This window comes from Tumebacillus amylolyticus, assembly GCF_016722965.1.
In the GTDB taxonomy this organism is placed as follows: Bacteria; Bacillota; Bacilli; order Tumebacillales; family Tumebacillaceae; genus Tumebacillus; species Tumebacillus amylolyticus.
In genome coordinates this window covers 441,566-467,850 of the sequence record NZ_JAEQNB010000003.1, presented here as the reverse complement: position 1 = coordinate 467,850, position 26,285 = coordinate 441,566, and the positions used below count along the sequence as shown (strand labels likewise).

The window sequence follows — 26,285 nt, the reverse complement described above, 5'->3', positions numbered from 1 at the left end:
CTAACGTAGCAAGAACGAGGAGGTGAGGAACGGTGGAACAGGATTGGAGCCTACTTTACTCTCTGTATGCGAACGATGTGTATCGGTTTCTGCTCTACTACATCGGAAACCGGGAAGAAGCGGAGGATTTGACGCAAGAGACATTTTTGAAAGTCGTCGCCAACTTGTCGAAGTTTGAGGCGCGCTCCGAACTGAAGACATGGATCATCAGCATCGCCCGCCATCTCGCGCTCGACCATCTTCGCAAGCGTAACCGCTCTGTCAAACTCGCGAGGCTTCTCGGTCGTCAACCCGTGGAGGTACAGGACCTGCCGGAAGATCTCGTACACAAAAACGAACGCAGCCGAAAGTTACACCAAGCCATAGGGTCGCTCAAAGATGAGTACCGAGCGGTGGTGATCTTGCGAGGCATGCAAGAATTGACTCCGGGAGAGACGGCGTCGGTGTTGGGCTGGAATCAAAACAAAGTCAATCTGGTCTATCATCGGGCGATGAAATCCCTGCACAAAAAATTGGAACAAACGGAGGAGGACTATCAATGGATTGGACGAACGAACTGAAACAATTGGAGAATGAAGTTCGCACCTTGCCGGCTGAGGCGATGTCGATGGAGAAGCACCAAGAAATCTACCGAGTGCTCCAAGGATCGGCCGCCAATACCTCGATGCGCGGTCGCAAGCGTCGAATCCGGAAGATCGGGTTGAGTGCCGCTTGCGTGGCGGCCGTCGCGGTTCTGGCAGTAGGAGGGTACGACATGATGAAGCAGTCCGGGGGCTCCTTGAACTCGGTCGTTACCGGGGCGTCGGAGAAAGCGAATACCGCCCCGAAGGCTGCGATCTACACGTTGCCGGCTGTCGGCAATTCGGAGCATTGGGCGATGGAGTTGCAACCAAGTTTTGCAGACCAACCGGCTTCGACCCCGTCTCGTCCACGCTATGACTATATCCTTACGTACAAAGGTCAAGGAGCGAATGCGGAACATGTTGTAGTGGAAGAGCATGGAGTCGGCATATGGAAACCGGACGGCACGATCATTCTGACGGAGACGAGACCGGTTGGTACGCTTTCGAATGGCCGCCACAATTTGTATGAAAATTTCACCGCGCTCGATGCAGTGCCGAATCTCTTTTTCAAAATCACATGGACGGAGAGCGGCAAGACCCAAACGGAGGAGATTACGATCCCGCGCAAGTAAACTGTAGGAGGATGTTGCCCCCATAGCTCGCGGAGTTTGCGCAAATTTGGAATTTAATTCCTTATGTAAGAAAAATTGCCCTGTTCATTGAACGGGGTATTTTGTTTGTACTGAATTGCCGATAACGTAGTGTAATGTTACAATTATGAAGCGTATAATCAACAACGGAGATTTTTACTTGGGGTTTTTTCAGAGTAATAAAGGAGTTTCCTGTTTGTGGCGAACAAACTGAACTTGAAAATAGCCTTGTCCCTTGCTGCTTGTTGACGTCTTCTCGTAGAGGAGGGGGAACTTTGCGAGACATCTTTTTGGACCGAAAGCAGGAAGAACTTCAACTAACAGGAGCAAAAGTTATGAAGAGTATACAACGGTTCTTAGCAGTTACGTTGGTCTTGACGGCCACGTTTTCTCCATCTTCGTTGGGAGCAACCGTTCAACCTTCAAGCGAACCGAGCCCGTGGGCCCAAACCCCGGTGCGGATCGTCAAAGGGTTGCAGGTGATGCAAGGGGATCCGGATGGGGATTTCCGTCCCTTAGAAGAGTTGACGAGGCAGGAGTTTGCGACGGTGTTGAGCCGCGTTTTGGAATTGGATACCACGGGCACGTCCGGCTCTTCTTTCCAAGATGTCAGCACTGCTGATTGGGGAATTCGTCAGATTGAAGCTGTTCGTGCGGCGGGTCTGATGATGGGGGATTCGTCCGGTCATTTTTATCCGAATGACAATATTACGCGCGAAGAGATTGCGGTGGTGCTGATTCGAGCTGCGCGCTACAACCCGGTGGGGGCTGGTATGCGCTTGAAGACAGCCGACCAAAACAAAGTTAGCGATTGGGCTCGTGATTCGGTGCAGGCTGCAATTGAACTTGGGCTGATGCGTGGCGACGGGACGCATTTTTTCCCGCAAGACACGGCCACGCGTGAGGAAGTCGCGGTCGTGGCGCTCGATCTCTACAGGAGAACACAAGAGGCGGACACGTCTGTCGTTGAGGACCTTACCGGCAATACGGTGCAGATCAACGGGCATACTTACCAATTGTCAGACCGCGTGAAAGGTCTGTTCCAAGTGGGCAATGCTCCTCTGCTCGTGGGTTCGAAGGTCAAGTTTGAGTTGTCCGGAAATACAATCTCCAAAGTGACGTACTTGGATGTGCGCAAGGGCAGTGGTCAGTTCGAAGCTGGAAACGCTTTCCTGGATGGAGATCTGATTCTGCGCGGCCATGATGTCCAAGTGAACAACTTGACCCTTACCGGCGTGTTGAAAGCGGAAGGCACAGGCGCACAGCATGTGATGCTGGGTCATGTGACGGCCGCTTGGGGAGAAGTGAGCCAGGACGGCGTGCAACTAGAAGTAAGCAAAGATTCGCAAGTCTCGGGCTTGCGTCTGTTCGCGGATGCCACGATTTCCACGGGAGGGGCGGTTTTGCCGCAACTCGTGGTGGAAGATGGGGCTCGCAACGTGCGGTTTGACGGCAGCTTAGGCAAGGTCATGTTCAAGTCGAATGAAAGCACCGAACTGACGGGCAAGGGCGATGTGGAACAACTCACCTTTGACGGAACGGGCAAGTTCACGCTGAACTTCGACGGGAAGATCAATGTCGCTGAGGTGGACAACCTCAATGCGCAGTGTGTATTGACTTCTCCTGACACGATCATTGAAAAATTAATACTGAACTACGGTCAAACCGCGACAGGCGTCGTGAACAACTTCCCTGAAGCGAAGGGGCAGATTCTGAAGATTGAATACAAGGGCCAGACGACGGACCCGAATTCAAACAACGGAGGGAACAACGGTGGGGGTGGCGGCAATGTGCCGAATCCACCGGTTCCTCCGACACCGCCGGTCAATCATGTGCCGGTGCCGAAACCTAACTTGGACCGCATCGTGGTCGCCGGCGCTTCACCGCTCCTGTTGGCACCGTCCGACGTGGCGACTGATGGGGACGGAGACGCCTTGGCTTTTTCGGGAGCGCCCGGAGTGAGCGACCCGAGCAAAGCGACTCTCTCGGTGAACGCGCAGGGGAAACTCTCGATTGTACCGCTTCAGTCGGGTAAAGTGACGATCTCCGCTACGGTCACCGATGGCAAGCAAACCACGGGGATTGTGCTCCATCTCGACATCAAGCCGAGCGACCAAACCCCGCCTGTGATCCTCGGCATTGCGGACAATCAGACGTATTACAACATGGTGACGCCGACGAGTCCCGACTCTGACATCCAAACAGTCGTTTTGAAGAGAGATGGTATTGCGGTCAACGGCTACAAATTGGGCACCTCGTTGTTCCAAAACGGTACCTACCTGTTGACGGTGACAGACAGAGCCGGAAACTCCACGGTCATGCATTTTGTGTTGAATATCGGCATGCCGGCTCCCGATATGACGCCACCGACCGTTTCCGGTGTTGCGGACAACCAAACGTATGCCACTGCGGTGACCCCGACGACCGGCGACTCTGACATTCGAAGTGTCGTGCTGACCCGAGACGGAGCCCCGGTAAGCGGATATGCGCTGGGGACGCCCATTTCCCAGAACGGAACTTATGTCTTGAAGGTGACCGACTTCGCGATGAACACCACGACGGTACGCTTTGTGGTGAACATCAACACGGGAGGTCCCGCTGTTACAGGTGTGGCGGACCAACAAGTTTATTCGAGTGCCGTCATCCCCGTCAGTTCTGCAGCTGATATCCAAACGGTCGAATTGACGCAAAACGGAGTGCCTGTATCGGGGTATACGTTGAACACTCCTGTCACGGCAGACGGGGTCTATGTGTTGACCGTGACAAATCTCGCGGGCAACGCTACCGTGATTCATTTCACCATCGACACAGTGGCTCCGGTCGTTACGGGAGTCACTGACAACCAGAATACTTCGGGAGCGGTAACTCCTGTCTCTACGGACACTGATATTCAGACGGTCGTCCTGACGATGGATGGAACGCCGGTTGCCGGGTATGCACTTGGCACAGAGATCAACCAGCCTGGTGCTTATGTGTTGACCGTGACAGATGTGGCGGGGAACAGCACCGTGTTGCATTTCCTGCTCGACACCCTCAATCCGGTACTGACAGGTGTGAGTGACAACGGGATCTATTCGAACGCGGTTACGCCAAATTCCACGGACACCGACATTCAGACTGTCATTTTGTCGAAGGACGGTCTTGATGTTGTGGGCTACACGCTCGGCACGCAGCTCTACCAAGACGGCGTGTACATGTTGACCGTAATCGATACGACCGGACATACCACGGTGGTGCATTTTACAATCGACACGGCAGCTCCGGTGGTAATCGGCCTCGACGACAATCAGAACTACACATCGTCGGTGACGCCGACCAGTGCGGACACCGACATCCAGAATGTCTCCTTGACGCGTAACGGGGCAACCGTTGACGGCTATACCCTTGGGACGACGATTGCGCAAGACGGTACGTATGTGTTGACGGTCACCGATTTGGCGGGCAACTCCAAAGTCCTGCATTTCACCTTGGACACGATGCCTCCTGTGATTACCGGCGTGGCTGACAACCAGTTCTATACGTCTGCCGTGATTCCGGAAAGCACCGACTCCGACATCCAGACGGTGACGCTGACTCAAGACGGTACTCTGGTTGCAGGCTATACGCTTGGCACACCGATTACACAGGACGGCGAGTACGTGCTGACCGTCACCGATTTCAGCGGGTTCAGCACTGTGGTTCACTTTACGCTCGACACTGTCTCCCCGGTGATTTCGGGAGTTTCGGAGAACGGTTTCTACAACACGGCTGTCACACCGACCTGTACAGATTCTGATGTACAAGGAGTCACTTTGATTCAGAACGGCACGATGGTGGCCGGGTACACGCTGGGGACGACGCTCACGAGCGACGGTCAGTACGTGTTGACGGTGACCGACACAGCAGGAAACAGCACGATGGTGGCATTCTCCATCGACACAATCGCTCCGGTCGTGACGGGCGTGTCTGACAACCAAGTCAGCACCTCTGCGGTCACACCGGTTTCCGGGGACACCGACATCCAGACGGTTCAATTGACGAAAAACGGCGCCCTCGTCGCCGGCTATACGCTTGGCACGCCGGTCACGAGCGACGGAACTTACGTGCTGACCGTAACCGACCGTACAGGAAACAGCACCGTGCTGCATTTCAGCCTTGATGTTACGCCTCCGCAAGTCAGCGGAGTGCTCGACAACCATGCGTACAAATCGGCCGTTACGCCAACAAGCGCAGACACCGACATCCAGTCGGTGACATTGTCCATGGATGGCACGATTGTTGCGGGCTATGCACTTGGCACACCGATTACACAGGACGGCACCTACGAACTGACCGTATCGGACGTTTCGGGGAACATCACGACGATTCACTTTACCGTGGATACCGTGGCTCCGATTCTCATCGGCGTGGCTGACAACCAAGTCAGTACGACCTCCGTAACGCCGACGAGTTCTGACACCGACATCCAAACGGTGAACTTGACGAAAAACGGCTCCTCCGTCGCCGGCTATACACTCGGCTCAGCGATCACGCAAGACGGAACCTACGTGCTGACGGCGACCGACTTTGCAGGCAACACGACCGTTGTTCATTTCAGCATCGATGCAACGGCGCCGCTTGTAACAGGCGTTCTCGACAACCACATCTACACCACGGGCGTCACCCCGGACAGCGGGGACAGTGACATCCAGACTGTCGTGTTGACCCAAGACGGTTCAACGGTAGCCGGCTATATCCTCGGCACGCCGATCTCGCAAGACGGCACTTACGTTTTGACTGTAACCGACTTTGCAGGAAACACTTCGCAGGTCCATTTCAGTATCGACAGTGTGGCACCGGTTGTGACCGGAGTGTCTGACAACCAAGCCTACACCACGGTCGTCACCCCAATAAGCAGCGACAGCGACATCCAAAGTGTCCTGCTTACCAACAACGGCGCTCCCGTCGCCGAGTACACGCTTGGCTCGCCGATATCGCAAGATGGCAGCTATGTGCTGACGCTGACCGACTTTGCGGGGAACACGACCGTTCTGCATTTTAGTCTCGATAGGACGGCGCCGCTTTTAACAGGCGTTCTCGACAACCACTACTATACGGCGGGTGTCATCCCGTCCAGCAACGATGGCGACATCCAGTCGGTCGAACTGACTCGAAACGGCACGGACGTGGCGGGCTATACGCTTGGCTCGGCGATTACGCAAGATGGCACTTATATGTTGAAAGTGACCGACTTGGCGGGGAACGCGAGAATTCTGCACTTCACCATCGACCAAGTGGCCCCGCAGGTCACAGGGGTTCTTGACAGCCATCTCTACAACACAGCGGTCCTCCCGTCCAGCATCGACAGCGACATCCAGACGGTGACCCTGACCCAAAACGGCACGGCGGTTGTGGGGTACACGCTCGGTTCGACCCTCACGTCAGACGGTATGTATGTCCTGACGGTGACCGACTTTGCAGGCAACTCGACGGTCCTGCACTTCCAAATCGACGCGACGGCCCCGGTGGTAACGGGGGTTGCAGACAACCAACTCTATGCTTCCACGGTCACACCGGCCAGCGCGGACAGCGATATCCAAACGGTCGTTTTGACTCAGGATGGTATCTCTGTTTCGGGCTACACGCTTGGCACCCCGATCTCGCAAAGCGGGGCGTATGTACTAACGGTGACGGACCAAGCTGGCAACACTTCGGTGATGCACTTCAACATCGACACCGTGGCTCCGGTTGTCTCCGGCGTTCTCGACAACCACATCTATACATCAAGTCTCACACCGACCAGCGGAGACACCGACATCCAGAGTGTCACGTTGACGAGGGACGGCTCTGCTGTCGTTGGTTACACGCTGGGCACAGCGATTACACAGGACGGCGCGTATGTGTTGACCGTGACCGACCTCGCAGGAAACTCTACAGTGACGCACTTCACACTTGACACGACGGCGCCGTTGGTGAGCGGGATCCTTGACAACCACATCTACAACACGTCTGTGACGCCAACCAGTGGGGACACCGACATCCAAACCGTAACGCTGACGAAAAACGGCTCTGCCGTTGCGGGATACACCCTCGGCAACGCGATCACACAGGACGGAACCTATGTCTTGACGGTGGTAGACCAGGCGGGCAATTCCACGGTGTTGCACTTTGCACTCGACAGCGTTGCTCCGACGATCGCAGGTGTGCTTGACAATCACATCTACGCAGGGTCCGTTACGCCGACAAGCGGAGACACCGACATCCAAAGCATAACGCTGACACATGACGGCACCGTCGTGAATGGATATTCGCTCGGAACTACGATCACCCAAGACGGAACGTACGAACTGACTGTGATCGACCAAGCGGGCAACTCCACCGTGCGTCACTTCACGATCGACACGTTGGCTCCGGTTATCGCGTGGGTGACAGACAATCATCTTTACAACTTTGGAGTCACCCCGACGTCTCCTGACACCGACATCCAGTCGGTGCAATTGACGAAAAACGGCACTGTCGTCGCCGACTACACACTCGGCGCGGCGATTACCCAAAACGGCAGCTACGTGCTGACTCTCACGGACTTCGCGGGCAATACCAGCGTGATGCACTTTGCAATCGACACGACCTCCCCGACAGTCAACGGGGTGCTCGACAACCATTTCTATCAAACGGCTGTCACACCGACCTCTTCGGATGGAGACATTCAAACAGTCGCCTTGACTCAGAACGGTTCACCCATCGCGGGATACACGCTTGGCACCACCATTACGCAGGATGGCGCGTATGTCCTGACCGTCACCGACCAAGCGGGCAACGACACGGTCTATCATTTCAACATCGACCAGACTCCACCGACAATCGTAGACGTAATCGACAACCATCTCTACAACTCGACGGTAACTCCGAACAGTGCGGACACCGACATCCAGACGGTGCAATTGACGAAAAACGGCTCCACGGTCGGCGGGTACACGTTGGGCACAACGTTGACCGAAGATGGCAGTTATGTGCTGACCGTGACCGACCTCTCCGGGAACACCACAGTGTGCCATTTCAGCATTGACATGATGGCACCGACGGTCTCCGGTGTGTTGAACCATCACATCTACAACACCACGGTGACCCCGACCAACTCCGACAGTGACATCCAATCTGTCACGCTGACCAAGGACGGCTCGACGGTTGCAGGCTATACATTTGGCACCACACTCACGCAAAACGGTGACTACACGCTGACCGTCACCGATCATGCCGGGAACACCGTCGTCCTGACCTTCACCATCGACACCGTCGCTCCAAACGTTGCCGGGGTTGTTGAAAACCAGCTCTATAACACCACGGTCACACCGACCAGCGCGGACTCGGACATCCAATCGGTCACACTGACTCAGGACGGCACCGGAGTTGCGGGGTACTCTCTTGGTACGACTCTTACGCAGAACGGAAGCTACGTTTTGACGGTGACAGACGTTGCAGGCAACACCACCGTCCGCCACTTTAGCATTGATATGGCGGCACCGCTCGTCACAGGCGTGTTGGATAACCAGCTCTACAACACCGCCGTTACCCCGACGAGCCTCGACACCGACATCCAATCGACGACGCTGACCAAGAACGGAGTTGCAACTCCCTACTCGATGGGGTCTGCGATCTCCCAAGACGGTACCTACGTCCTGACCGTGACAGACCTCGCGGGGAACTCTACGGTGCTTCATTTCAGCGTAGACAGCTCAGCGCCGGTCGTTACCGGTGTCGCCGACAACCAGATGTACGTCGCGTCCGTAACCCCGAACAGCGCTGACACCGACATCCAAACGGTCACGTTGACGAAGCAGGGGACCCCGGTTTCGGGCTATGCGCTTGGCACGTTGATCACAGAGGACGGCACGTACGTTTTGACCGTAACCGACTTTGCCGGCAATTCCACGACGTTGCACTTTAGCGTCGACACCGTTGCTCCGACGATCTCCGGTGCTGTAGACAACCACCTGTACAACACGTCTGTCACGCCGACGACCAGCGACACCGACATCCAAACGGTCACGTTGACGCAGAACGGCTTCACGGTTCCGGGCTACATGTTGGGCGGGACTTTGACGCAGGACGGCAACTACGTGCTGACGGTCACCGACCAAGCGGGCAACACCACGGTTCGCCACTTTGGCATCGACACAACCGCTCCGGTGGTAACAGGTGTGATCGAGAACCAGCTCTACAACACAACGGTCACTCCGACCAGCGCAGACACCGACATCCAAACGGTAACCCTGACCCGCAACGGCCTCAGCGTCCCGGGTTATACGCTCGGCTCGGCAATCCCGTTAGACGGTGCGTATGTTCTGACTGTTACCGACTTGGCGGGCAACATCACGCAGACTCAATTCAACATCGACAAGTCTGCGCCGGTCGTAACAGGCTTGGTGGAAAACCATCTCTACAACACAAGCGTAATCCCATCGTCTGCTGACACCGACATTCAGTCGGTCCTCTTGACGAAAAACGGCTCTGCCGTCGTCGGTTACACGCTTGGCACAGCGATCAACCAAGACGGCAGCTACGAATTGACGGTGACAGACTTCGCGGGCAACGCGACGGTATACCATTTCAGCCTCGACACCACGGCACCGACCGTCTCGGGCGTTCTGAACACGCACATCTACAACACCACGGTGACTCCGGCTTCCGTCGACACCGATATCCAAACGGTGACATTGACGCGCAACGGTTCCGCCGTCGCGGGCTACACGTTGGGTACGACCCTTACTTTGGACGGTGCCTATGTCCTGACCGTCACCGACCTCGCGGGTAACACCACAGCGCTGAACTTCACGGTGGATACCACCGCACCGACCGTCACCGGGGTGATCGACAACCACCTGTACAACACGACGGTCACGCCGTCGAGCGCAGACACCGACATCCAGACGGTTACGTTGACGAAGGACGGCTCCGCAGTTGCAGGGTACACGCTAGGAACGACCCTGAGCCAGAACGGCAGCTACGTGCTGACCTTAATCGACCAAGCGGGCAATACCACGGTGCGTCATTTCAGCATTGACACCACAGCCCCTGTGCTGTCCGGCCTGATCGACAACCACCTGTACAACACGTCAGTGACTCCGGCAAGCACCGACATCGACATCCAGTCGGTCACCTTGACGAAAAACGGCTCCACCGTCGCCGGTTACAACCTCGGCACGGCCATCACACAGGATGGAACCTACGTGCTGACCGTCACCGACCAATCGGGCAATGCAACGGTCTACCACTTTGGCATCGATCAAGTGGCACCGGTCATCTCGGGCTTGATCGACAACCATCTCTACAACACCTCGGTGAACCCGACTTCTGCGGACACCGACATCCAGACGGTTCAATTGACGAAAAACGGCTCGACGGTCGCTGGATACACGCTTGGGGATCCGATCGTGCAGAACGGAACCTATGTGCTGACGGTCACCGACCTTTCCGGCAACACCACGGTGTTCCATTTCACACTCGATGTCACCGCGCCGGTGATCGCGGGGATCACCGACAACCAAACGTACACGAATTCGCTGACTCCGACCAGCAGCGATACGGACATCCAGACTGTCGCGCTGACTCGCAACGGCTCCACCGTTGGAGGCTATGCGCTCGGCACGTCGCTCACGCAAAACGGAACCTACGTGCTGAGCGTGTCAGACGTGGCGGGCAACGTCACGACCTTGCACTTCACGATCAACGATACGACGGCACCATCGGTCTCGGGTGTACTCGACAACAAAAGCTACAACACAGCGGTAACGCCAACATCGGGCGACGTTGACATCCAGTCGGTGACGTTGACCCAGAACGGCTCCACCGTGGCGGGGTATACGTTGGGCACAGCGATCACCCAAGCCGGCGTGTATGCACTGACGCTGAGTGACCTCAACGGCAACACGTCGGTCACCCACTTCACGCTCGACATGACCGCTCCGGTCGTCTCCGGGGTAAGCGACAACCAAACGTACACGGCGGCGGTGACGCCGACTTCTAGCGACAGCGACATCGGAACGGTTGCTCTGACACGAAACGGTACTGCGGTTGTCGGCTATACGCTGGGCACGGCGATCATGAGAAACGGCACGTATGTGCTGACCGTCACCGACGTGGCGGGCAATGCGACGGTCGTTCACTTCACAATGAACGACACGACGCCGCCGGTGATCAGTGGCGTAACGGAAGGACAGAATTCCACCACGCCGCTTACACCGACCAGCACCTCCAACGACATCCAAACGGTCACGCTGACCCGCTATGGTACGACAGTCAACGGATACACGCTCGGCACGGCGATCGGTTACGGCTCCTACACGTTGACCGTGACGGACGTCAACGGCAACAGCACCGTCGTCCACTTCAACATCAAACAAAGTTTCGAGGAGACAGATGCATCGGTCCTGACGTACAATGGAACATGGAGCTTTACCGGGAACACCAGTAACAACGGTGGCAACGCGAAATTTTCTTCCACGGCAGGAGCTTCCTACACGATTACGTTCAGCGGGACTTTCATCCAGATCTTTGGTTACAAAGCGTCGAATTGCGGAATCGTCGATATCTACGTTGACGGTGTGAAGCAATCCACTTTCGACTTATATGCAAACCCCAACCAGTACAAAGTACAAGTGTATTACAACAACGCACTGCCTGCGGGGACGCACACGGTTCAGGTCGTGTCCACGGGGACCAAGAACGCTTCGTCCTCGAACACGATCATCAACCTCGACTACTTCACGATCCAGTAAGTCGCATACCAAAAAACGCCCCGGTCACTCGACCGGGGCGTTCATCCGTTTGAAACAAGGGAGGACTTCGCATCATGGCAAAACCGGGCGTCACCAACGCCGACGAGATCTGGGCACGCATCCAGAGCGGAGAGGACTTGCAAGTCGTCGACGTGCGCGAGAACGAAGAAGTAGCCACACACGGCATCATCCCCGGTGCACGGCACATTCGCGTCGCCGACATGGAGACCCGCTGGAACGAACTCGATCCGTCTTGCGAGACCATCGTTGTCTGTCGCAGCGGTCGACGCAGCAAAGCGGTCTGCAATTTTCTTCAAAAGCAAGGCTTTGGCAATCTGAAAAATATGGTCGACGGCATGCTCGCTTGGAAGGGTGAACGAGAGGAATATTACCCGTAATTTGACATCTGTAAGCGATTAGGAGAATTCCTACTTGTTAGCTGTTGATAGAAAATTAAGACGAATGTATAATACATTCTATTGTGTTGCATGTGTGTTAGAGATAGAGAGAGGCCAATGCAAAATGTACGTAAAAAAGAGTGGACAGCCCAACGGCTTTCCACTCTTTTTATGTATTTCTCTTCGCGATTAGACGATCAGTTCGCGGAACTTGGCGTGCAATTGATTGACGACAGGACCCGGTCGACCTGTGCCGATCACCGTATCGTCCACTTGCGTAATCGCCAGTACTTCCGAGGTGGTGCTGGTAATGAACGCTTCATCGGCGCTCAACAGGAACTCCGGAGTGAAAGCTTCTTCGCGAACTTCGATGCCGGCTTCTGCCGCAACTTGCAGAACGGCTGCACGAGTGATGCCGTGCAAGATGCGCTTGTTCGCCGGGTGGGTGTAGACCACGCCGTCCTTGACCGCGTAGGCGTTGGTGCTGGAGCCTTCGGTTACATAACCGTCGCGAACGAGCACCGCTTCAAAGCAACCGCGGTCGCTCGCTGTTTGTTTCGCCAAGATGTTCGCCAGGAGGTTCAAGGATTTTATGTAGCAATTCAGCCAGCGCTCGTCTTCAAGCAGTGTGACTTTCACACCCGTGTTGAACGTCTCTTCGGATAGGCTCTTCGCGGGGCGCAACGTCATCGAGATCGACGGCGAAGCGTCCGGGAAGGCGTGCAGACGGACCGCGATGCCACGGGTGATCTGCACATACACTTGAGCGTCGCGCAGGTCGGCGCGGGTGAGACCTTCGCCGATCAACTCCTCCAATTGTTCGACCGTATACGGCATCTCCAATCGGATCGCCTTGGCACTGTTTTCCAAGCGCACGAGGTGTTCGCGCATGAGGAACGGCTTGCCATCATAAACCTTGATCACTTCATAGACACCGTCACCAAACTGGTGACCGCGCTCGTCAATCGGAATCACCAAAGAATCGATGGGAAGAAATTCACCGTTAAAAAAAGCAAGAGTCATGTTTTCCTGACCTCCCGAAAAGTTAATGTCACTACTAGTAGGGTTCGCGTCCCCGACTTGTATTCCTGCCATTTCATGCTAGACTAGTAGTAGTTTCCAATGTTTGGAGGAATGAACGGATGAAAACAGAGAGATTGACCCCGATTCGCGTTGGCGTGATTGGGATTGGCGGCGTCGGCGGTCGCGTGTTGGAAGGTTTCGGTATGCACGAACAGACGCAGGTAACGGCTGTTTGCGACCTCAACCCGGATCTGGCAAAGCGTGTTGCAGAAGAACACGGAGCTGCTGCATGGTACACCGATTATCGGGAGATGTTGCGCGGCAGTGAGCTCGATCTCGTTTACATCGCCGTACCGCCGAAGTTGCACCACCGCATGGCGATGGATGTGCTGGAACGCGGGTTGCACCTGTTCTGTGAGAAACCGCTGGCAAATTCGGTGGAAGAAGCGCAGGAGATGTGGGAAGCAGCTGAACGAGCGGGAGTTGTCCACGCGATGAACTTCCCGACCCCGTACCGTTCGGTTTGGTCGGAGTTCAGCCGGTTGGTGGAGGAGGGACATCTCGGGGAGTTGCGCCGTCTCGACGTGACCTTGCAGTTCCATACTTGGCCGCGCAAATGGCAACAGAACCCGTGGATTGCGGGTCGTGAGCAGGGCGGATTCGTTCGTGAAGTATTGCCGCACTATATCCAATTGATCCAACACCGCTTCGGCCGCATTGCGCGCGTTCATAGTGAAATGACGTACGGAGACGACCCGAACCTGTGCGAAACGGCTGTTCTGGCGACGTTTGAGCTCGACAACGGCGTGCGGGTATTGGTAGACGGGCAAAGCAACATCGCGCAAAAGGAACGCATCGCGTTCACCGCATACGGTACAGAGGGTACTATGCAGTTGGCGGACTGGTCGATCCTTCGTACCGGCGGTGTGGACGAAGCGCTGGAGACCGTACCGGTTCCGGAGAACAACCGCCACCTCGGCTTGATCGAGGACTTGGTACAAGCGATTGACGGCAAACCGGCGATGCTGTTCGACTTCCGTATCGGCTACGAAGTCCAGCGTGTGTTGGAAGCGGTCTTGAGCGGCGGGACGCACGAGCTATAAGAAAAAAACATCCAAAAAAATCCATCGGAGCGTAACCGATGGATTTTTTTGTGGTCTATATAGACGGAATGATCTGAAAAAAGAGGTGAGTTGCATGTGGTCCGTTTATCTGATTTTGTTCGCCGGGGTTGGGCTGTTCCTGTTCCTTGATGTACTGGGGGCTGCGATGTGGGAAGTGTTCAGCGGGTGCCGTGCGTACGACATGCTGAGTCAAGTGGATATGAAAAAAGGTCTGATGGCGCGCGCACCGAACTCGCGTGCCGGGGAACGCCGGAACAAAGAGCGCATCCTCGAAAATCATTAATCCAACCAAGGAATGGGAGTCAAGAACTTCCATTCCTTTTTTTGTGCCAAATAACTTGAATCCTTTAGTGCTTTAGCAGTATACTGTGAAACGTTGTGTCACTTGACTATCAACTTTTATTCTTTAGCACTACTAGGAGGAACTCCATTCATCATGTCCAATCGAAATTTAGGTTTTTGGGTACTGACGGCGTTGGTCGTTGGCAATATGGTCGGCTCCGGCATCTTTATGTTGCCGCGTTCGCTGGCAGAAGTGGCAAGTCCGGGCGGCGTCTTGCTGGCGTGGCTGTTTACAGGCGCGGGGGTGTTGATGACGGCGTTGGTGTTCGGCAACCTCGCTGTGCGCAAGCCGAACTTGACCGGCGGTCCGCAGATGTATGCCAAGGCGTTGTTCAAGGACGGAACGGAAGCGTCCACGCTCTCCGGCTACATCGTCGCCTGGGGATACTGGGTGGCAAACTTTGCGGGGAACGTCGCGATCATCACCACTTTCGCTTCTTACCTTTCGACTTTTTTCCCGATTCTTTCGTCGGAGGCTACGCTGTTCACCGTTGGTTCGCTTGACGTTTCTGTCGGTCATTTCCTGACCTTCCTCGTCTGCTCGGTACTGCTGTGGGGCATGCACTCGTTGATCCTGCGCGGGATCGAAGGTGCGGGCAAAATCAATTTGGTCGCCACCGCGACCAAAGTGTTGGGCTTTGCGTTTTTCATCATCGTCGCTCTGTTTGCGTTCCAGAAAAGCAACATGGTTCCGCTCATCGTGGACCGCACAAGCGACGCAGGGGGATCGATCGGGTTGCTTGGCCAAATTTCGCACGCCGCTGTGACAACGCTTTGGGCGTTTGTCGGTGTGGAGTCGGCCGTCGTCCTCTCCTCGCGAGCCCGCAAGCAAACCGATGTCAAAAAAGCGACCATCGTCGGTCTTTTGACTGCGGTCGTCATCTACATGGGCATTTCGGTGCTCGTCATGGGCACGCTCTCGCAAGACGCGCTGGTCAAAGCGGACAAGCCGCTGGTCGATTCGCTGTCTGCTGTGATTGGAAACTCCGGCTCGTACCTCATGGCAGGGCTTGGTTTGATCTCTCTGCTTGGCTCCACCATCGGCTGGATTCTCATGTCGTCGGAAGTCCCGTATCAAGCGGCGAAAATCGGTTTGTTCCCCAAGCTGTTCCTCAAAGAAAACGGCAAGGGCGCTCCGGTTCGTTCTCTGACGATCACGAATCTCATGTCTCAGCTCTTCATCTTCTCGACGATTTCGCAGTCCGTTTCCAAAGCGTTTGATTTCGTCATCCTCGTCGCAACGCTCGCCTACCTCGTGCCCTACGTGGTCGCTTCGATCTACCAGTTAAAACTGGTATGTACCGGGGAAGCTTACACCAACATCGAAGGCAAACAACGCGTCGTGGACGGGATCGTCGCACTGCTTTCCACGCTGTACTCGTTGTGGGTCGTCAAAGCGGGGAGCGGAGATATGAAAACGTTCCTGCTCGGCGTCGGGATGCTGGTGATCGGGTTGGTGTTCTACCCGTTCTTGAGACATGCGCGGAACCGCAAACCTGTCGAAATGTCCAATCGCATCTAATTGAATCCATACCAGGCACGCTCTCCGACGAGGGCGTGCTTTTTGGATGCAAAAGGTATTTTTGGGGGATTCTAGCGGCGAGAGAAAGGGGTGTGTCTCATGAAAGCCGTAACGTTCCAAGGCATCAAAGATGTAAAAGTCAAGGATGTTCCCGATCCGGAAATTCGTGCGTCGGATGATGTGCTCGTGCGCATCACCTCAACGGCAATCTGTGGGTCCGACTTGCATCTCGTTCATGGTTTTGTCCCGAACTTCCACAAAGACTACATCATCGGTCATGAACCGATGGGCGTCGTGGAAGAAGTCGGCCCGGAAGTAAGGAACTTGAAAAAAGGAGACCGTGTGGTCGTGCCGTTCAACATCGCATGCGGCCAATGTTGGTTCTGTACGCACGAGTTGGAAAGCCAGTGTGACAACTCCAACGAGCACGGCGACGCCGGCGCCTACTTCGGATACAGCGAAACATACGGCGGCTACCCAGGTGGGCAGGCCGAACTCTTGCGCGTGCCGTACGGGAACTTCACACCGTTTAAGGTCCCGGAGAACTGCGAACTCGAAGATGAAAAATTGCTGTTCCTCTCCGACATCATCCCCACGGCATACTGGGGTGTGGACAACGCCGGTGTGAAACCGGGCGACACGGTCATCGTGCTCGGATGTGGTCCGGTCGGTTTGCTCGCTCAAAAATTCGCGCTGCTAAAAGGAGCAAAGCGCGTAATCGCCGTCGACTATATCGGATACCGTTTGAACCATGCTCGCACGGTAAACAAAGTGGAAGTGTTCGACTTCACCTCCATCCACGACCCCGGGATGCACCTCAAGGAGATCACCGGCGGCGGTGCAGACGTGGTCATCGACTGTGTCGGCATGGACGGCAAGATGACGGTGGTGGAAGTGATCGAGAGCGCCTTGAAACTGCAAGGGGGTGCCATGGGAGCGATCGTCCTGGCGGCGCAATGCGTGCGTAAGGGCGGCACGGTGCAGATGGTCGGCGTCTACGGGGCTCGGTACAACCAGTTCCCGTTGGGGGACTTTTTTGCCCGTAACATTACCCTTAAAATGGGGCAAGCCCCCGTCATCCACTACATCCCCGAGCTCTACAAAAAGATCGTGGACGGTGTGTTCGACCCGACCGACATCATCACCCACCGCCTCCCGTTGGAACAAGCGGAGTACGGCTACTCCGTATTTGACGAGAAAGAGGACGGGTGTATCAAGGTCGTATTGAAGCCGTAGAAAAAAGTCTCACCGAAGCGCATGCGCAGAGGTGAGACTTTTTTAGGGAAAAGGGGACTTTTGATGCCGGAGAACTTTATGAACGAATTGACGCATGAGGAACGACAGGATGATGTAGATCGGGAACGAATAGAAGAACGTCCAGGTGACGGTGTGGTAAATGCCGAGCCTAATCAAAATCGGTTCTACGACAAATGACATGACGGCCGACAAAATCGTGGTGGCGACCAAAAAATTGCGGGTATTTTGGCCGTAGCGTTGATAGATCAGCGTGTACAACACGGGCATCATCACCAAGTCGCCGGGGATGAGTGCCGGCGTTAGCGGTTCCAGTCGAGATTTGTATCCCCACAACACCAAATTCACACCCGCGATGTCGAGCACGACAGATGCGATGACGACCATGGCTCCGTAGAAGCAGATTTCCAAAAGCCGTTTGCGGTCGACGAGTTTGAACCAAACCAACCAGAATACAATCGTCAGCACCAGCGATAGCCACCAGTTGAAAGTGAACAGATCATGCTGTAGCCAATCTTGCAATTCAAGATCGCGCAAGGTACGCCTAATCTCGAGGACTTTTTGGAAGTTCTGGGTTTTGTCTTCGGTCATCTTTCGTGCCTCCTCTCGCGCCTTCGGGAGACAACCAGCGCCAGAATCCGTAGAGGATGGAGTAGAAGAAAGACTGCACGCATAAGCCAATCCCGAAATTCCATGGCGGTTTGGTTGTGACAATTTGAAGAGCTGCCAGCAGTTTCAGATACAACACGGACCCCAGAACAAAGGCCATCGAATACCACATTCGCCATTTTTTTTGCGGCATGGCTTGAAGATAAAACAAGGTAAGCACGGGCCAGATGGTGAGATCGGCGGAGATGGGTGCCCACAACTGCGCCCATGGAGGCCCGGGGATCACCCAGATTCCCATCCAGTCGATTAAAAAAAACTGATACAAAAACCGCAAGAAAACTCCGGTGAGCACCAGGGGGAACCATTCGCGTAGTCGGTTTTTATCGATAAAGCGCCAGAAAAGCAGGATTGCAACACCTTCCATGAAAATCAGTGCCATGTTGCATGACCTCCTGCACATACTATGCCCGACAGGAACTCGCGTCATTAGTATGGGTTAAGGAGGTAAGCATATGTACTTCATGGGTGTCTTCTTTCTTTGTTGGATTTGGTTTCTGTGGAAAGCGGACAAGGGTCGTGTCAAAGAGTTGTACGGAGCTGTCATCTACACGAGTTTCTTGGGTCTCTTGACAGACTTGATCATGGTGCATTACAAGTTGTGGTCGTACTCGGGCTTGCCTCAGGCTTTGTATACCGTCCCGTTAACTCTAGACTTTGGCATCTATCCGGTTGTGGCCTATCTGTTTGCACAGACTTTGCCGCCGACTTGGGGGAAGATCTTGCGCAAGACGCTTTTGTGCGCATTGCCGTCGATTTTGTTTGAGTTTATCACGCTTCGAACGGGTAATATGGAACATCATGAGTGGTGGAACCTCTGGTGTTCGTTTGGCTCGGACATTCTCATCTACATGTCCATCGCGGCGGTGTATCGCTTTTACAGATCAGCCTATGTTGGAAATTACTAGGGGATATGGTAGAATGGCTCCTATCGACAGGGGGCGAGGTAGATGCAAGATACGTGCTATTGGCAAGGAGAGCGGGTGATCGTCAACCTCGACATCGTGCGTGTGGGGATCTCGACATGCTCGGGCAACGTGCGCATGATGCGTCTCGCCGCCAAGTGGGGCATAATCGAGGAAGCGCGGATTCGCAAGGTGAGGATCGTGGCGGGGGAGTATTATGACTCGATCAAGATGGGCATCCTTCGCGAAGACTGGGAAGCACGGGAAGGAGTTGCAGGATGGGATCTCGCGTCATGCATTTGATCATCGCCCACCGTGTGGCCGAAGAGGTGGGCGTGGAAGACTTGCCGCGCTTTTTGCTGGGCGGAGTGGCACCGGATGCCCACTACCGCATGAACGCCCCCAAGGATGAATCGCACTTTCTCGCGTGGAAACCGGAACGCGGACGCAAGGAAGTCGAGTATGAGCGTTTCGCAGAACAGTATCGTCACCTCTCAGGGGATGCTTACGTAAAAGGCTATCTGACCCACTTGATCGCCGACTTTGTTTGGTTGGAGGGCTTGTGGACGAAACATATTTTTTCTCAGCCTAAGGAATTGCACGCGGACATCTTGCCCGGCTACTATCGAGACTTCCAACGACTCAACGGAAAATTGGCGACGTGGTACGGGCGTGACGAGATGCTGGGCACGTTGCTGGGGGCAGACGGTGACTTGCCCGTCCTCGAAGTGGAATCGCGCGCGGTACTCGATCTGAAAGCCGATCTCGTAGACGATCTGACGGTTGAAGTTTCTCGTGCGGACGAACCTTTAGAAGTCTTCACTCTCGATGAAATACTTGAATATATTGACGTTTCTGTTCGGCTGTCAAAAGGATATCTGCAGAAGGTACCGAATATCAGTTAGATGTAGCCTTGAAACGATTGAAACGATTACATACTGAAAGGAAGTTATGATACCTGTGAAGACACCTTTGAATCCAGCTTGGGACTTGGATATCATTTTCTCGGGCGGCAGTGCATCTCCGGAATTCGTTGCACACCTGACCACAATTACCGCAGATATTCAATCTCTGAACACCCTCGTCACCGACATTTCCGCGACCTCCGGGGCTGAGCAATGGGCGGGCTTGTTTGAATCCATTCAAGCACTCTACGGCCATCTGCGCACCGCATCGGCCTTTATCTCTTGCCTGAACGCACAAGACGTGAAAGACACCAAAGCGAAACTGTTGCAAGGCTCGTTTGCACAGATGAACGCAGCGTACCTCTCCGTTATGACCCAATTGGATGCGAAGATCTTGGAAGTTCAAGAGGAAGCTTGGAACGCATTGCTCCAAGAGGAGCGTCTCGCTCCGATTGCGTTCTCGTTGGAAGAGCGCCGCCGCCGCGCTGCGGAAAAGCTCTCCCCGGAAGCGGAGTCGCTCGTCAACGACCTGTCTGTTGACGGCTACCATGCATGGTCGTCGCTCTACAACGCGATCATCGGTCGCATGTCGATCACCGTGGACAAAGACGGACAACCGACCCAACTCTCGATCGGTCAAGCGCAAAACCGCTACCAAGGTCACGAAGACCGTGCAGTTCGCCAAGATGCGTTTAAGAAGTGGGAAGAGGCGTTCACCGAACAGGAAGAACTGATCTCCTCGGCGCTCAACCATCTCGGCGGGTTCCGTCTGCAAGTTTACAAACACCGTGGCTGGGAGTCTGTTCACCAAGAGCCGCTCGAAATCAACCGCATGTCGCAAGCGACGCTCGACGTCATGTGGAATACGATCAACGAATACCGCGAACCGTTCGTGAAATACCTCAACCGCAAAGCCAACCTGATCGGCTTGGAACGTCTGGCTTGGTCTGACATCCATGCACCGATTGGGGAATCGACTTCGACGTTGAGCTACGACGAAGGCGCGGCGTTCATCGTCGAGCAGTTCAACAAGTTCTCGCCGCAGATGGCGAAGTTTGCCGAGATGGCGTTCGAAGAGCGCTGGATTGAGGCGGAAGACCGCCCCGGCAAGCGTCCGGGCGGTTTCTGCACCGGCTTCCCGAAAAACGGTCAATCCCGTATCTTCATGACCTACGACGGCTCGACCGGCGCGGTGGCAACCCTCGCGCATGAACTCGGCCATGCTTACCATTCGCACGTCTTGAACGACCTGCCGCCGTTCGTACAGTCCTACTCCATGAACGTGGCGGAGACGGCGTCGACGTTTGCTGAAATGATCGTTGCCGATGCAGCGCTCAAAAACGCAAAGACCGAAGACGAGCGCATCGCTTTGCTGGACAACAAGCTGGGCAACGCGATCTCGTTCTTCATGGACATCCAATGCCGCTTTATCTTCGAGACCAACTTCTACGAAGAGCGTCGCAAAGGACTCGTGTCCTCGGAGCGTCTGAACGAATTGATGACCAACGCGCAGAAGGAAGCATTCTCGGACGCTCTCTCCGAATACCACCCGCACTTCTGGGCGTCGAAGCTGCACTTCTACGCAACGGGCGTGCCGTTCTACAACTTCCCGTACACCTTCGGTTACCTGTTCTCCTACGGCGTGTACGCACGGGCACTTGCAGAGGGCGAGACGTTTGCCGACAAGTACGTGGCGTTGCTGCGTGACACCGGCCGTATGCGCGTCGAAGAACTTGCCCAGAAGCATCTCGGCGTTGACTTGACCCAGCCGGACTTCTGGCGCAGCGCCGTGGAGTTGGCTGTCAAGGATGCAGAGGAGTTCCTGCGCCTGACCGAGAACAAAGTCCACGCGTAAGGAAAGTAAAAAAGCCCACGGTGCCTTCGCGGCCCTGTGGGCTTTTTTCGTATAATCAGCAGAGGGTGGGCAATTCTAGTGAAGGGTCCTCAGGGACACAAATTCACGGAACAGAGGAGTTGCTTGTAACGATGTACCGTAATGCAAACCAAACGATGAACAACCAGCAAGTTCGCTACCAAGTACAAGGCCAAACCGGAGGTCAGCAAGGTCTGCGCTTCGGGGCACACGAGTTCCTCGAAACGCAAGAAGCGCTCCGCTGCAAGGCTGCCGATCTCGAACTCTACGGCGTGCTGATTTCGCAAGCGCAAGATCCGCATCTGCGCGACATCCTCGCAAACCAACAAAACCGTATGGTTCAAAGCTATCAACAATGCCTCGCACTGGCGAACATGGGCAACGCCAACGCAGGTGTTGCGACGATGGCACACACGCCGCAAACCAACGTCTACGAGAACATCCAAGTAGGCTTGCATAACCCGATGCAACCGGCTCCGAACGTCAACGCGAAAACGCTGTCGGATCGCACGATCGCAACGGTCGCTCTGAACCTTCATAAAGCAGGCGCGATTTTTGGTATGCAATGGGCGCTGGAATGCACGATTCCGCAACTGCGCGGCTTCCATGCAACCTGTGCGAACGTTTGCCAAGAGATGGCGTATGAACTCTTCCAATACCTCAATTACACCGGTGTTTACCAAGTGCCGCAACTGGCAGACCATACGATGAACACGATGTTGCAAGCGTTCCAAGGCCAAGGCAACACGATGATGACCTACACCCAGAACGCAAACTACTAAGCAAGAAAAAAGACCCTTACACGCAGAGAAGCGCGTAAGGGTCTTTTTTTCTGTACAACTCTTATTCGACGTTGAAATAGCGGCCTTGCGGGTGGGAGAAGACCATGGCGGAGACGGAGGCTTCCGGGAACATCATGAAGCCCTCCGTCAGTTCGACACCGATGTCATGAGGTTGCAAGAGACGGAACAGCGGTGCTTGGTCTTCGAGGTTCGGGCACGCCGGATAGCCAAACGAAACGCGGACGCCTTGGTAACGGGCACCGAAGCGCTCTTGCATCGTCATCTCCGCCGGGTCCGGGATGCCCCAAGCGTCGCGCATGATGTGATGCACGCGCTCGGCAAACGCTTCGGCAAGTTCCAGGGCGAGCGATTGCAGGACGTGCGAGTTCAGGTACTGACCTGCGTCTTTCCATTGGCTTGCCAACTCATGGATGCCGCGACCCGCCGTGACGACGAAGAAGCCGACATAGTCCATTTCACCGCTCTCGACCGGACGGATGAAGTCGCTTAGGCAGAGGTGCAAGTCTTTGGGTTGACGCGGGAAGTCGAACGTCTCCAAGATGACGGAGGTGTCCGCCGGGTCGTAGATGTGAATTTTGTTGCCTTCGGACTGCGCCGGGAAGAAACGGTACATGCCTTGCGGGCGAATCAGTCCGTCGCGCTTTGCTTGCCCGAGGAGGTCTTCGACGACGGAGTAGAGCTCCGTCGCTTTGGCGTCTCCGTCTGCCAACAGTTGCTCGACGTTGCCTTTGAGTCCAAGGTGTTTGCCCAGCAACATCCGCAAGTTCAGGTACGGTTGCAAGTGATCCACCGGGTAGTCGCGCAGGACGTGACGGTCGGTGTCAGGAGGGAGCAACACCGGGTGGGTCTGTTGGATGTGCGGCGAGCGATCCGGGATCTCAACGGCGACGGCGACTTCTTGGGCGACTGTCTTGTTCTCGAAATTCGCTCGGTCGCGGCGCTGGGTTTCGATGAGCGCCGGGAGTTCCTTCGGGTTGGTCAGTTTGTTGGCGAGGTCGAGACCGTCCATCGCGTCCTTGGCGTAGAGCACGAGGCCGTCGTACTCCGCTTGGATGCGGGTATAGGTGAATTTGCGGGTCAGTGCGGCACCGCCGACGAGCAGCGGCGCGTCGATGCCGGCCGCTTTCAAGTCCTGCGCCGTTGTGACCATCTGTTGCGCCGATTTGACGAGCAATCCGGAGAGTCCGATGGCGTCGGGCTTGTGTTCGCGAGCGGCGGCGATCAGGGTTTCCGGGCCGACTTTGATCCCGAGGTTGATGACTTCAAAGCCGTTGTTCGAGAGGATGATCTCGACTAGGTTTTTGCCGATGTCGTGGACGTCGCCTTTGACCGTGGCGAGCAGGATCTTGCCTTTGACCGCGCTGTCGGTCTTCTCCATGTGCGGCTCCAAGTGGGCGACGGCTGCTTTCATCGCTTCGGCCGATTGGAGAACTTCGGCGACGATCAACTCGTTGTTGTTGAAGAGACGGCCGACTTCTTCCATCCCGGTCATGAGGGGGCCGTTGATGATCTCCAAGGGTCTGTACTTGGTCAGCGCTTCGTCGAGGTCGGGGTAGAGGCCTTCCTTGGTGCCTTCGACGATGTAGGAGGCGAGACGTTCTTCCAACGTCAGCGTGGAAGCGTTGATGACCACTTTGACTTTTTTCTCACGGTAGAAGTCGGTGAAGGTGGCGAGCGTTGCGTCGTTGGTGTTGAAGAGCAACTCTTCGGACAGGCGGCGTTCTTCCTCCGGGATCGACGCATAGCGCTCCAATTTCTCGGAGTTGACGATGGCGTAGTCGAGGCCCGCTTTGGTGCAATGGTAGAGGAACACGGCGTTGAGCACTTCGCGACCGGCGCCCGGCAGACCGAACGAGATGTTGGAGACGCCGAGGATCGTTTGGCATTCGGGGAAGTGGTCTTTGATCAAACGAATTCCTTCTACCGTTTCCCGTGCCGAACCGATGTACTGCTCATCGCCGGTGCCGCACGGGAAGACCAGCGGGTCGAAGATCAGGTCGCGGGGGTCGAGTCCGTGATGGTTCACGAGCAAGTCGTAAGAGCGCTTGGCGACTTCCAGCTTGCGTTCGCGGGTGACGGCCATGCCTTGCTCGTCGATGGTGCCGACGACGATGGCAGCTCCGTACTTTTTGACGATGGGAACGATCGCGTCGAACTTTTCGGGGCCGTCCTCCAAGTTGACAGAGTTGAGCAGTGCTTTGCCTTGCGAGTATTTCAGCGCCATCTCGAACACGTCGAGGTTGGTGGAGTCGATCATGAGCGGCACTTTGACTTTTTTGGTGACGTACTTGAGGAATTCTTCAACGTCTCGGGCTTCGTCGCGGTCCGGATCGGCGAGGCAGATGTCGATGACGTGTGCGCCTTTTTTGACTTGGGCGCGGGCGATCTCGGACGCTTCCTCGTACTTGCCATCGACGATCAAGTTGCGGAACTTGCGGGAACCCAGCACGTTGGTGCGCTCGCCGACGATCAGCGGGCGGTTGTCCGGCTCCACGAAGACGGTTTCGATCCCGGAGACGGCCGGGCGGTGCGGTTCGGCGCTGGTGCGCGGTTTGAAATCTTGCAACGCTTCGTGGATGGCACGGATGTGATCCGGTGTGGTGCCGCAGCAACCGCCCGCGATGTTCAGCCAGCCTTTCTCTGCGAATCCGGCGAGTTTTTTGGCGAGGCTTTGCGGGGTCTCGTGGTAGTGACCGTTCTCGTCGGGGAGCCCGGCGTTCGGGTAGACGGAGACAGAGCAGGTCGCGAGTTCGGACAGTGTACGCAGATGGTCGCGCATGAATTCCGGGCCTGTTGCGCAGTTCAGGCCGACGGAGATCGGCTTCAAGTGTTCAAGCGAAATGTAGAACGACTCGATATTCTGACCTGCAAGCGTCGTCCCCATCGGTTCAATGGTGCCGGAGAGCATGACGGGGATCTCGATGCCGGTGTCTTGGAAAGCGCGTTGGATGGCAATGGCGCCCGCTTTGACGTTGAGGGTGTCTTGCACCGTTTCCAGGAGAAGCACGTCTGCGCCGGCGATCAACAGGGCGCGTGCTTGTTCATAGTAGGAGTCGGTCAAATCTTCGAACGTAATCCCGCCGGTGACCGAGAGGGTCTTGGTGGTCGGGCCCATCGCACCGGCGACGTAGCGCGGCCATTCCGGTGTGGAGTAGGAGTCTACCGCTTCTTTGGCGAGACGCACGGCTTCGATGTTGATCTCATGCGCGAGGTGTTGAAGATCGTATTCAGCGAGGACGACAGACGTAGCACCGAACGTGTTAGTTTCGATGATGTCGGCACCGGCCTCGAGGTAGGCTTCGTGAATGTTGCGAATGACGTCCGGGCGGGTGAGGACGAGGTTCTCGTTGCAACCGTCGAGCTCTTCACCGCCGAAGTCGTCCGGGGTCAAGTTTTCTCGTTGGAGCATCGTGCCCATCGCGCCGTCGAGGATGAGAATTTTTTGTTGCAATTGCTGTTGGATCGGGGTTTTGCTTGACATGTCGAATTCCTCCTCGGAGTAGCGGGCATAGAAAAAGCCCTCT

The 26,285-nt window shown here is 55.6% G+C and carries 16 protein-coding genes and 1 pseudogene; 13 read left to right on the top strand and 4 right to left on the bottom strand.

Going from position 1 to position 26,285, the window contains the following annotated elements; genetic code table 11:
* Positions 1–32: 32 nt before the first annotated feature.
* The 4 genes from JJB07_RS12205 (at position 33) to JJB07_RS12190 (ending at position 12,344) form a co-directional block, all read left to right on the top strand.
* Positions 33–560, top strand: a complete 528-nt coding sequence (locus tag JJB07_RS12205) for a sigma-70 family RNA polymerase sigma factor (protein ID WP_201635378.1) — start codon at positions 33–35, stop codon at positions 558–560.
* Positions 539–1,195, top strand: a complete 657-nt coding sequence (locus JJB07_RS12200; RefSeq protein ID WP_201635375.1) for a hypothetical protein — start codon at positions 539–541, stop codon at positions 1,193–1,195. The genes JJB07_RS12205 and JJB07_RS12200 overlap by 22 nt, the downstream gene beginning before the upstream one ends.
* A gap of 353 nt (positions 1,196–1,548) precedes the next feature.
* Entirely contained in the window at positions 1,549–11,946 is a 10,398-nt protein-coding gene (locus JJB07_RS12195) for an S-layer homology domain-containing protein (protein WP_201635373.1), read from the top strand.
* Between the two features lie 74 nt (positions 11,947–12,020).
* Positions 12,021–12,344: a rhodanese-like domain-containing protein gene (locus JJB07_RS12190; RefSeq protein WP_201635371.1), complete on the top strand. Its 324-nt coding sequence runs from the start codon at positions 12,021–12,023 to the stop codon at positions 12,342–12,344.
* Positions 12,345–12,533: 189 nt separating this feature from the next.
* Here JJB07_RS12190 and dat read toward each other — a convergent pair whose 3' ends face one another.
* A complete protein-coding gene (gene dat, locus JJB07_RS12185) occupies positions 12,534–13,367 on the bottom strand; it encodes a D-amino-acid transaminase (protein WP_201635369.1) in 834 nt (277 codons plus the stop codon).
* 119 nt (positions 13,368–13,486) lie between these two features.
* On the opposite strand from dat, the gene JJB07_RS12180 reads away from it, so the two are divergent.
* From JJB07_RS12180 to JJB07_RS12165, 4 genes are all read left to right on the top strand, one after another.
* The gene (locus JJB07_RS12180) at positions 13,487–14,470 is read left to right on the top strand and encodes a Gfo/Idh/MocA family protein (RefSeq protein WP_236588021.1); all 984 of its coding nucleotides are present in this window, start codon (positions 13,487–13,489) and stop codon (positions 14,468–14,470) included.
* A 94-nt stretch (positions 14,471–14,564) separates the two neighbouring features.
* On the top strand, positions 14,565–14,774 hold the full coding sequence (locus JJB07_RS12175) for a hypothetical protein (protein ID WP_201635367.1): 210 nt from the start codon (positions 14,565–14,567) through the stop codon (positions 14,772–14,774).
* 153 nt (positions 14,775–14,927) lie between these two features.
* The gene (locus JJB07_RS12170) at positions 14,928–16,355 is read left to right on the top strand and encodes an amino acid permease (protein ID WP_201635365.1); all 1,428 of its coding nucleotides are present in this window, start codon (positions 14,928–14,930) and stop codon (positions 16,353–16,355) included.
* A gap of 99 nt (positions 16,356–16,454) precedes the next feature.
* Positions 16,455–17,591 (top strand): zinc-dependent alcohol dehydrogenase, encoded by a 1,137-nt coding sequence (locus JJB07_RS12165; RefSeq protein ID WP_201635363.1) that lies wholly within the window; start codon positions 16,455–16,457, stop codon positions 17,589–17,591.
* Positions 17,592–17,633: 42 nt separating this feature from the next.
* Here JJB07_RS12165 and JJB07_RS12160 read toward each other — a convergent pair whose 3' ends face one another.
* Both JJB07_RS12160 and JJB07_RS12155 read right to left on the bottom strand, forming a co-directional pair.
* Positions 17,634–18,200, bottom strand: a complete 567-nt coding sequence (locus tag JJB07_RS12160; protein WP_201635361.1) for a CBO0543 family protein — start codon at positions 18,198–18,200, stop codon at positions 17,634–17,636.
* Positions 18,154–18,657, bottom strand: coding sequence for a hypothetical protein (locus tag JJB07_RS12155; protein WP_201635359.1), 504 nt, complete (start codon positions 18,655–18,657; stop codon positions 18,154–18,156). The genes JJB07_RS12160 and JJB07_RS12155 overlap by 47 nt, the downstream gene beginning before the upstream one ends.
* A gap of 73 nt (positions 18,658–18,730) precedes the next feature.
* On the opposite strand from JJB07_RS12155, the gene JJB07_RS12150 reads away from it, so the two are divergent.
* The 5 genes and pseudogenes from JJB07_RS12150 to JJB07_RS12130 all read left to right on the top strand — a co-directional run bounded on the left by JJB07_RS12150 (position 18,731) and on the right by JJB07_RS12130 (position 22,740).
* Positions 18,731–19,183: a CBO0543 family protein gene (locus tag JJB07_RS12150; protein WP_201635357.1), complete on the top strand. Its 453-nt coding sequence runs from the start codon at positions 18,731–18,733 to the stop codon at positions 19,181–19,183.
* A 90-nt stretch (positions 19,184–19,273) separates the two neighbouring features.
* A pseudogene (locus JJB07_RS12145) lies at positions 19,274–19,483 on the top strand (hypothetical protein); the annotation flags it as partial.
* Positions 19,459–20,085, top strand: a complete 627-nt coding sequence (locus tag JJB07_RS12140; protein WP_201635353.1) for a zinc dependent phospholipase C family protein — start codon at positions 19,459–19,461, stop codon at positions 20,083–20,085. The pseudogene JJB07_RS12145 and the gene JJB07_RS12140, both read left to right, overlap by 25 nt.
* A 46-nt stretch (positions 20,086–20,131) precedes the next feature.
* The gene (locus tag JJB07_RS12135; RefSeq protein WP_201635351.1) at positions 20,132–21,940 is read left to right on the top strand and encodes a M3 family oligoendopeptidase; all 1,809 of its coding nucleotides are present in this window, start codon (positions 20,132–20,134) and stop codon (positions 21,938–21,940) included.
* A gap of 131 nt (positions 21,941–22,071) precedes the next feature.
* On the top strand, positions 22,072–22,740 hold the full coding sequence (locus JJB07_RS12130) for a spore coat protein (RefSeq protein ID WP_236588020.1): 669 nt from the start codon (positions 22,072–22,074) through the stop codon (positions 22,738–22,740).
* 61 nt (positions 22,741–22,801) lie between these two features.
* Here the strand turns inward: JJB07_RS12130 and metH are convergent, their stop codons facing one another.
* Positions 22,802–26,242 carry a methionine synthase gene (gene metH, locus JJB07_RS12125; protein ID WP_201635349.1) on the bottom strand — a complete coding sequence of 1,147 codons (3,441 nt, stop codon included), beginning with the start codon at positions 26,240–26,242 and terminating at the stop codon, positions 22,802–22,804.
* Positions 26,243–26,285: the final 43 nt, after the last annotated feature.

Excerpts from the sequence above, each read along its gene's own strand:
- JJB07_RS12200 (WP_201635375.1), top strand. The coding sequence starts at position 539 with ATGGATTGGACGAACGAACTGAAACAATTGGAGAATGAAGTTCGCACC.
- JJB07_RS12195 (WP_201635373.1), top strand. The coding sequence starts at position 1,549 with ATGAAGAGTATACAACGGTTCTTAGCAGTTACGTTGGTCTTGACGGCC.
- JJB07_RS12190 (WP_201635371.1), top strand. The coding sequence starts at position 12,021 with ATGGCAAAACCGGGCGTCACCAACGCCGACGAGATCTGGGCACGCATC.
- dat (WP_201635369.1), bottom strand. The coding sequence starts at position 13,367 with ATGACTCTTGCTTTTTTTAACGGTGAATTTCTTCCCATCGATTCTTTG.
- JJB07_RS12180 (WP_236588021.1), top strand. The coding sequence starts at position 13,487 with ATGAAAACAGAGAGATTGACCCCGATTCGCGTTGGCGTGATTGGGATT.
- JJB07_RS12175 (WP_201635367.1), top strand. The coding sequence starts at position 14,565 with ATGTGGTCCGTTTATCTGATTTTGTTCGCCGGGGTTGGGCTGTTCCTG.
- JJB07_RS12170 (WP_201635365.1), top strand. The coding sequence starts at position 14,928 with ATGTCCAATCGAAATTTAGGTTTTTGGGTACTGACGGCGTTGGTCGTT.
- JJB07_RS12165 (WP_201635363.1), top strand. The coding sequence starts at position 16,455 with ATGAAAGCCGTAACGTTCCAAGGCATCAAAGATGTAAAAGTCAAGGAT.
- JJB07_RS12160 (WP_201635361.1), bottom strand. The coding sequence starts at position 18,200 with ATGACCGAAGACAAAACCCAGAACTTCCAAAAAGTCCTCGAGATTAGG.
- JJB07_RS12155 (WP_201635359.1), bottom strand. The coding sequence starts at position 18,657 with ATGGCACTGATTTTCATGGAAGGTGTTGCAATCCTGCTTTTCTGGCGC.
- JJB07_RS12150 (WP_201635357.1), top strand. The coding sequence starts at position 18,731 with ATGTACTTCATGGGTGTCTTCTTTCTTTGTTGGATTTGGTTTCTGTGG.
- JJB07_RS12140 (WP_201635353.1), top strand. The coding sequence starts at position 19,459 with ATGGGATCTCGCGTCATGCATTTGATCATCGCCCACCGTGTGGCCGAA.
- JJB07_RS12135 (WP_201635351.1), top strand. The coding sequence starts at position 20,132 with ATGATACCTGTGAAGACACCTTTGAATCCAGCTTGGGACTTGGATATC.
- JJB07_RS12130 (WP_236588020.1), top strand. The coding sequence starts at position 22,072 with ATGTACCGTAATGCAAACCAAACGATGAACAACCAGCAAGTTCGCTAC.
- metH (WP_201635349.1), bottom strand. The coding sequence starts at position 26,242 with ATGTCAAGCAAAACCCCGATCCAACAGCAATTGCAACAAAAAATTCTC.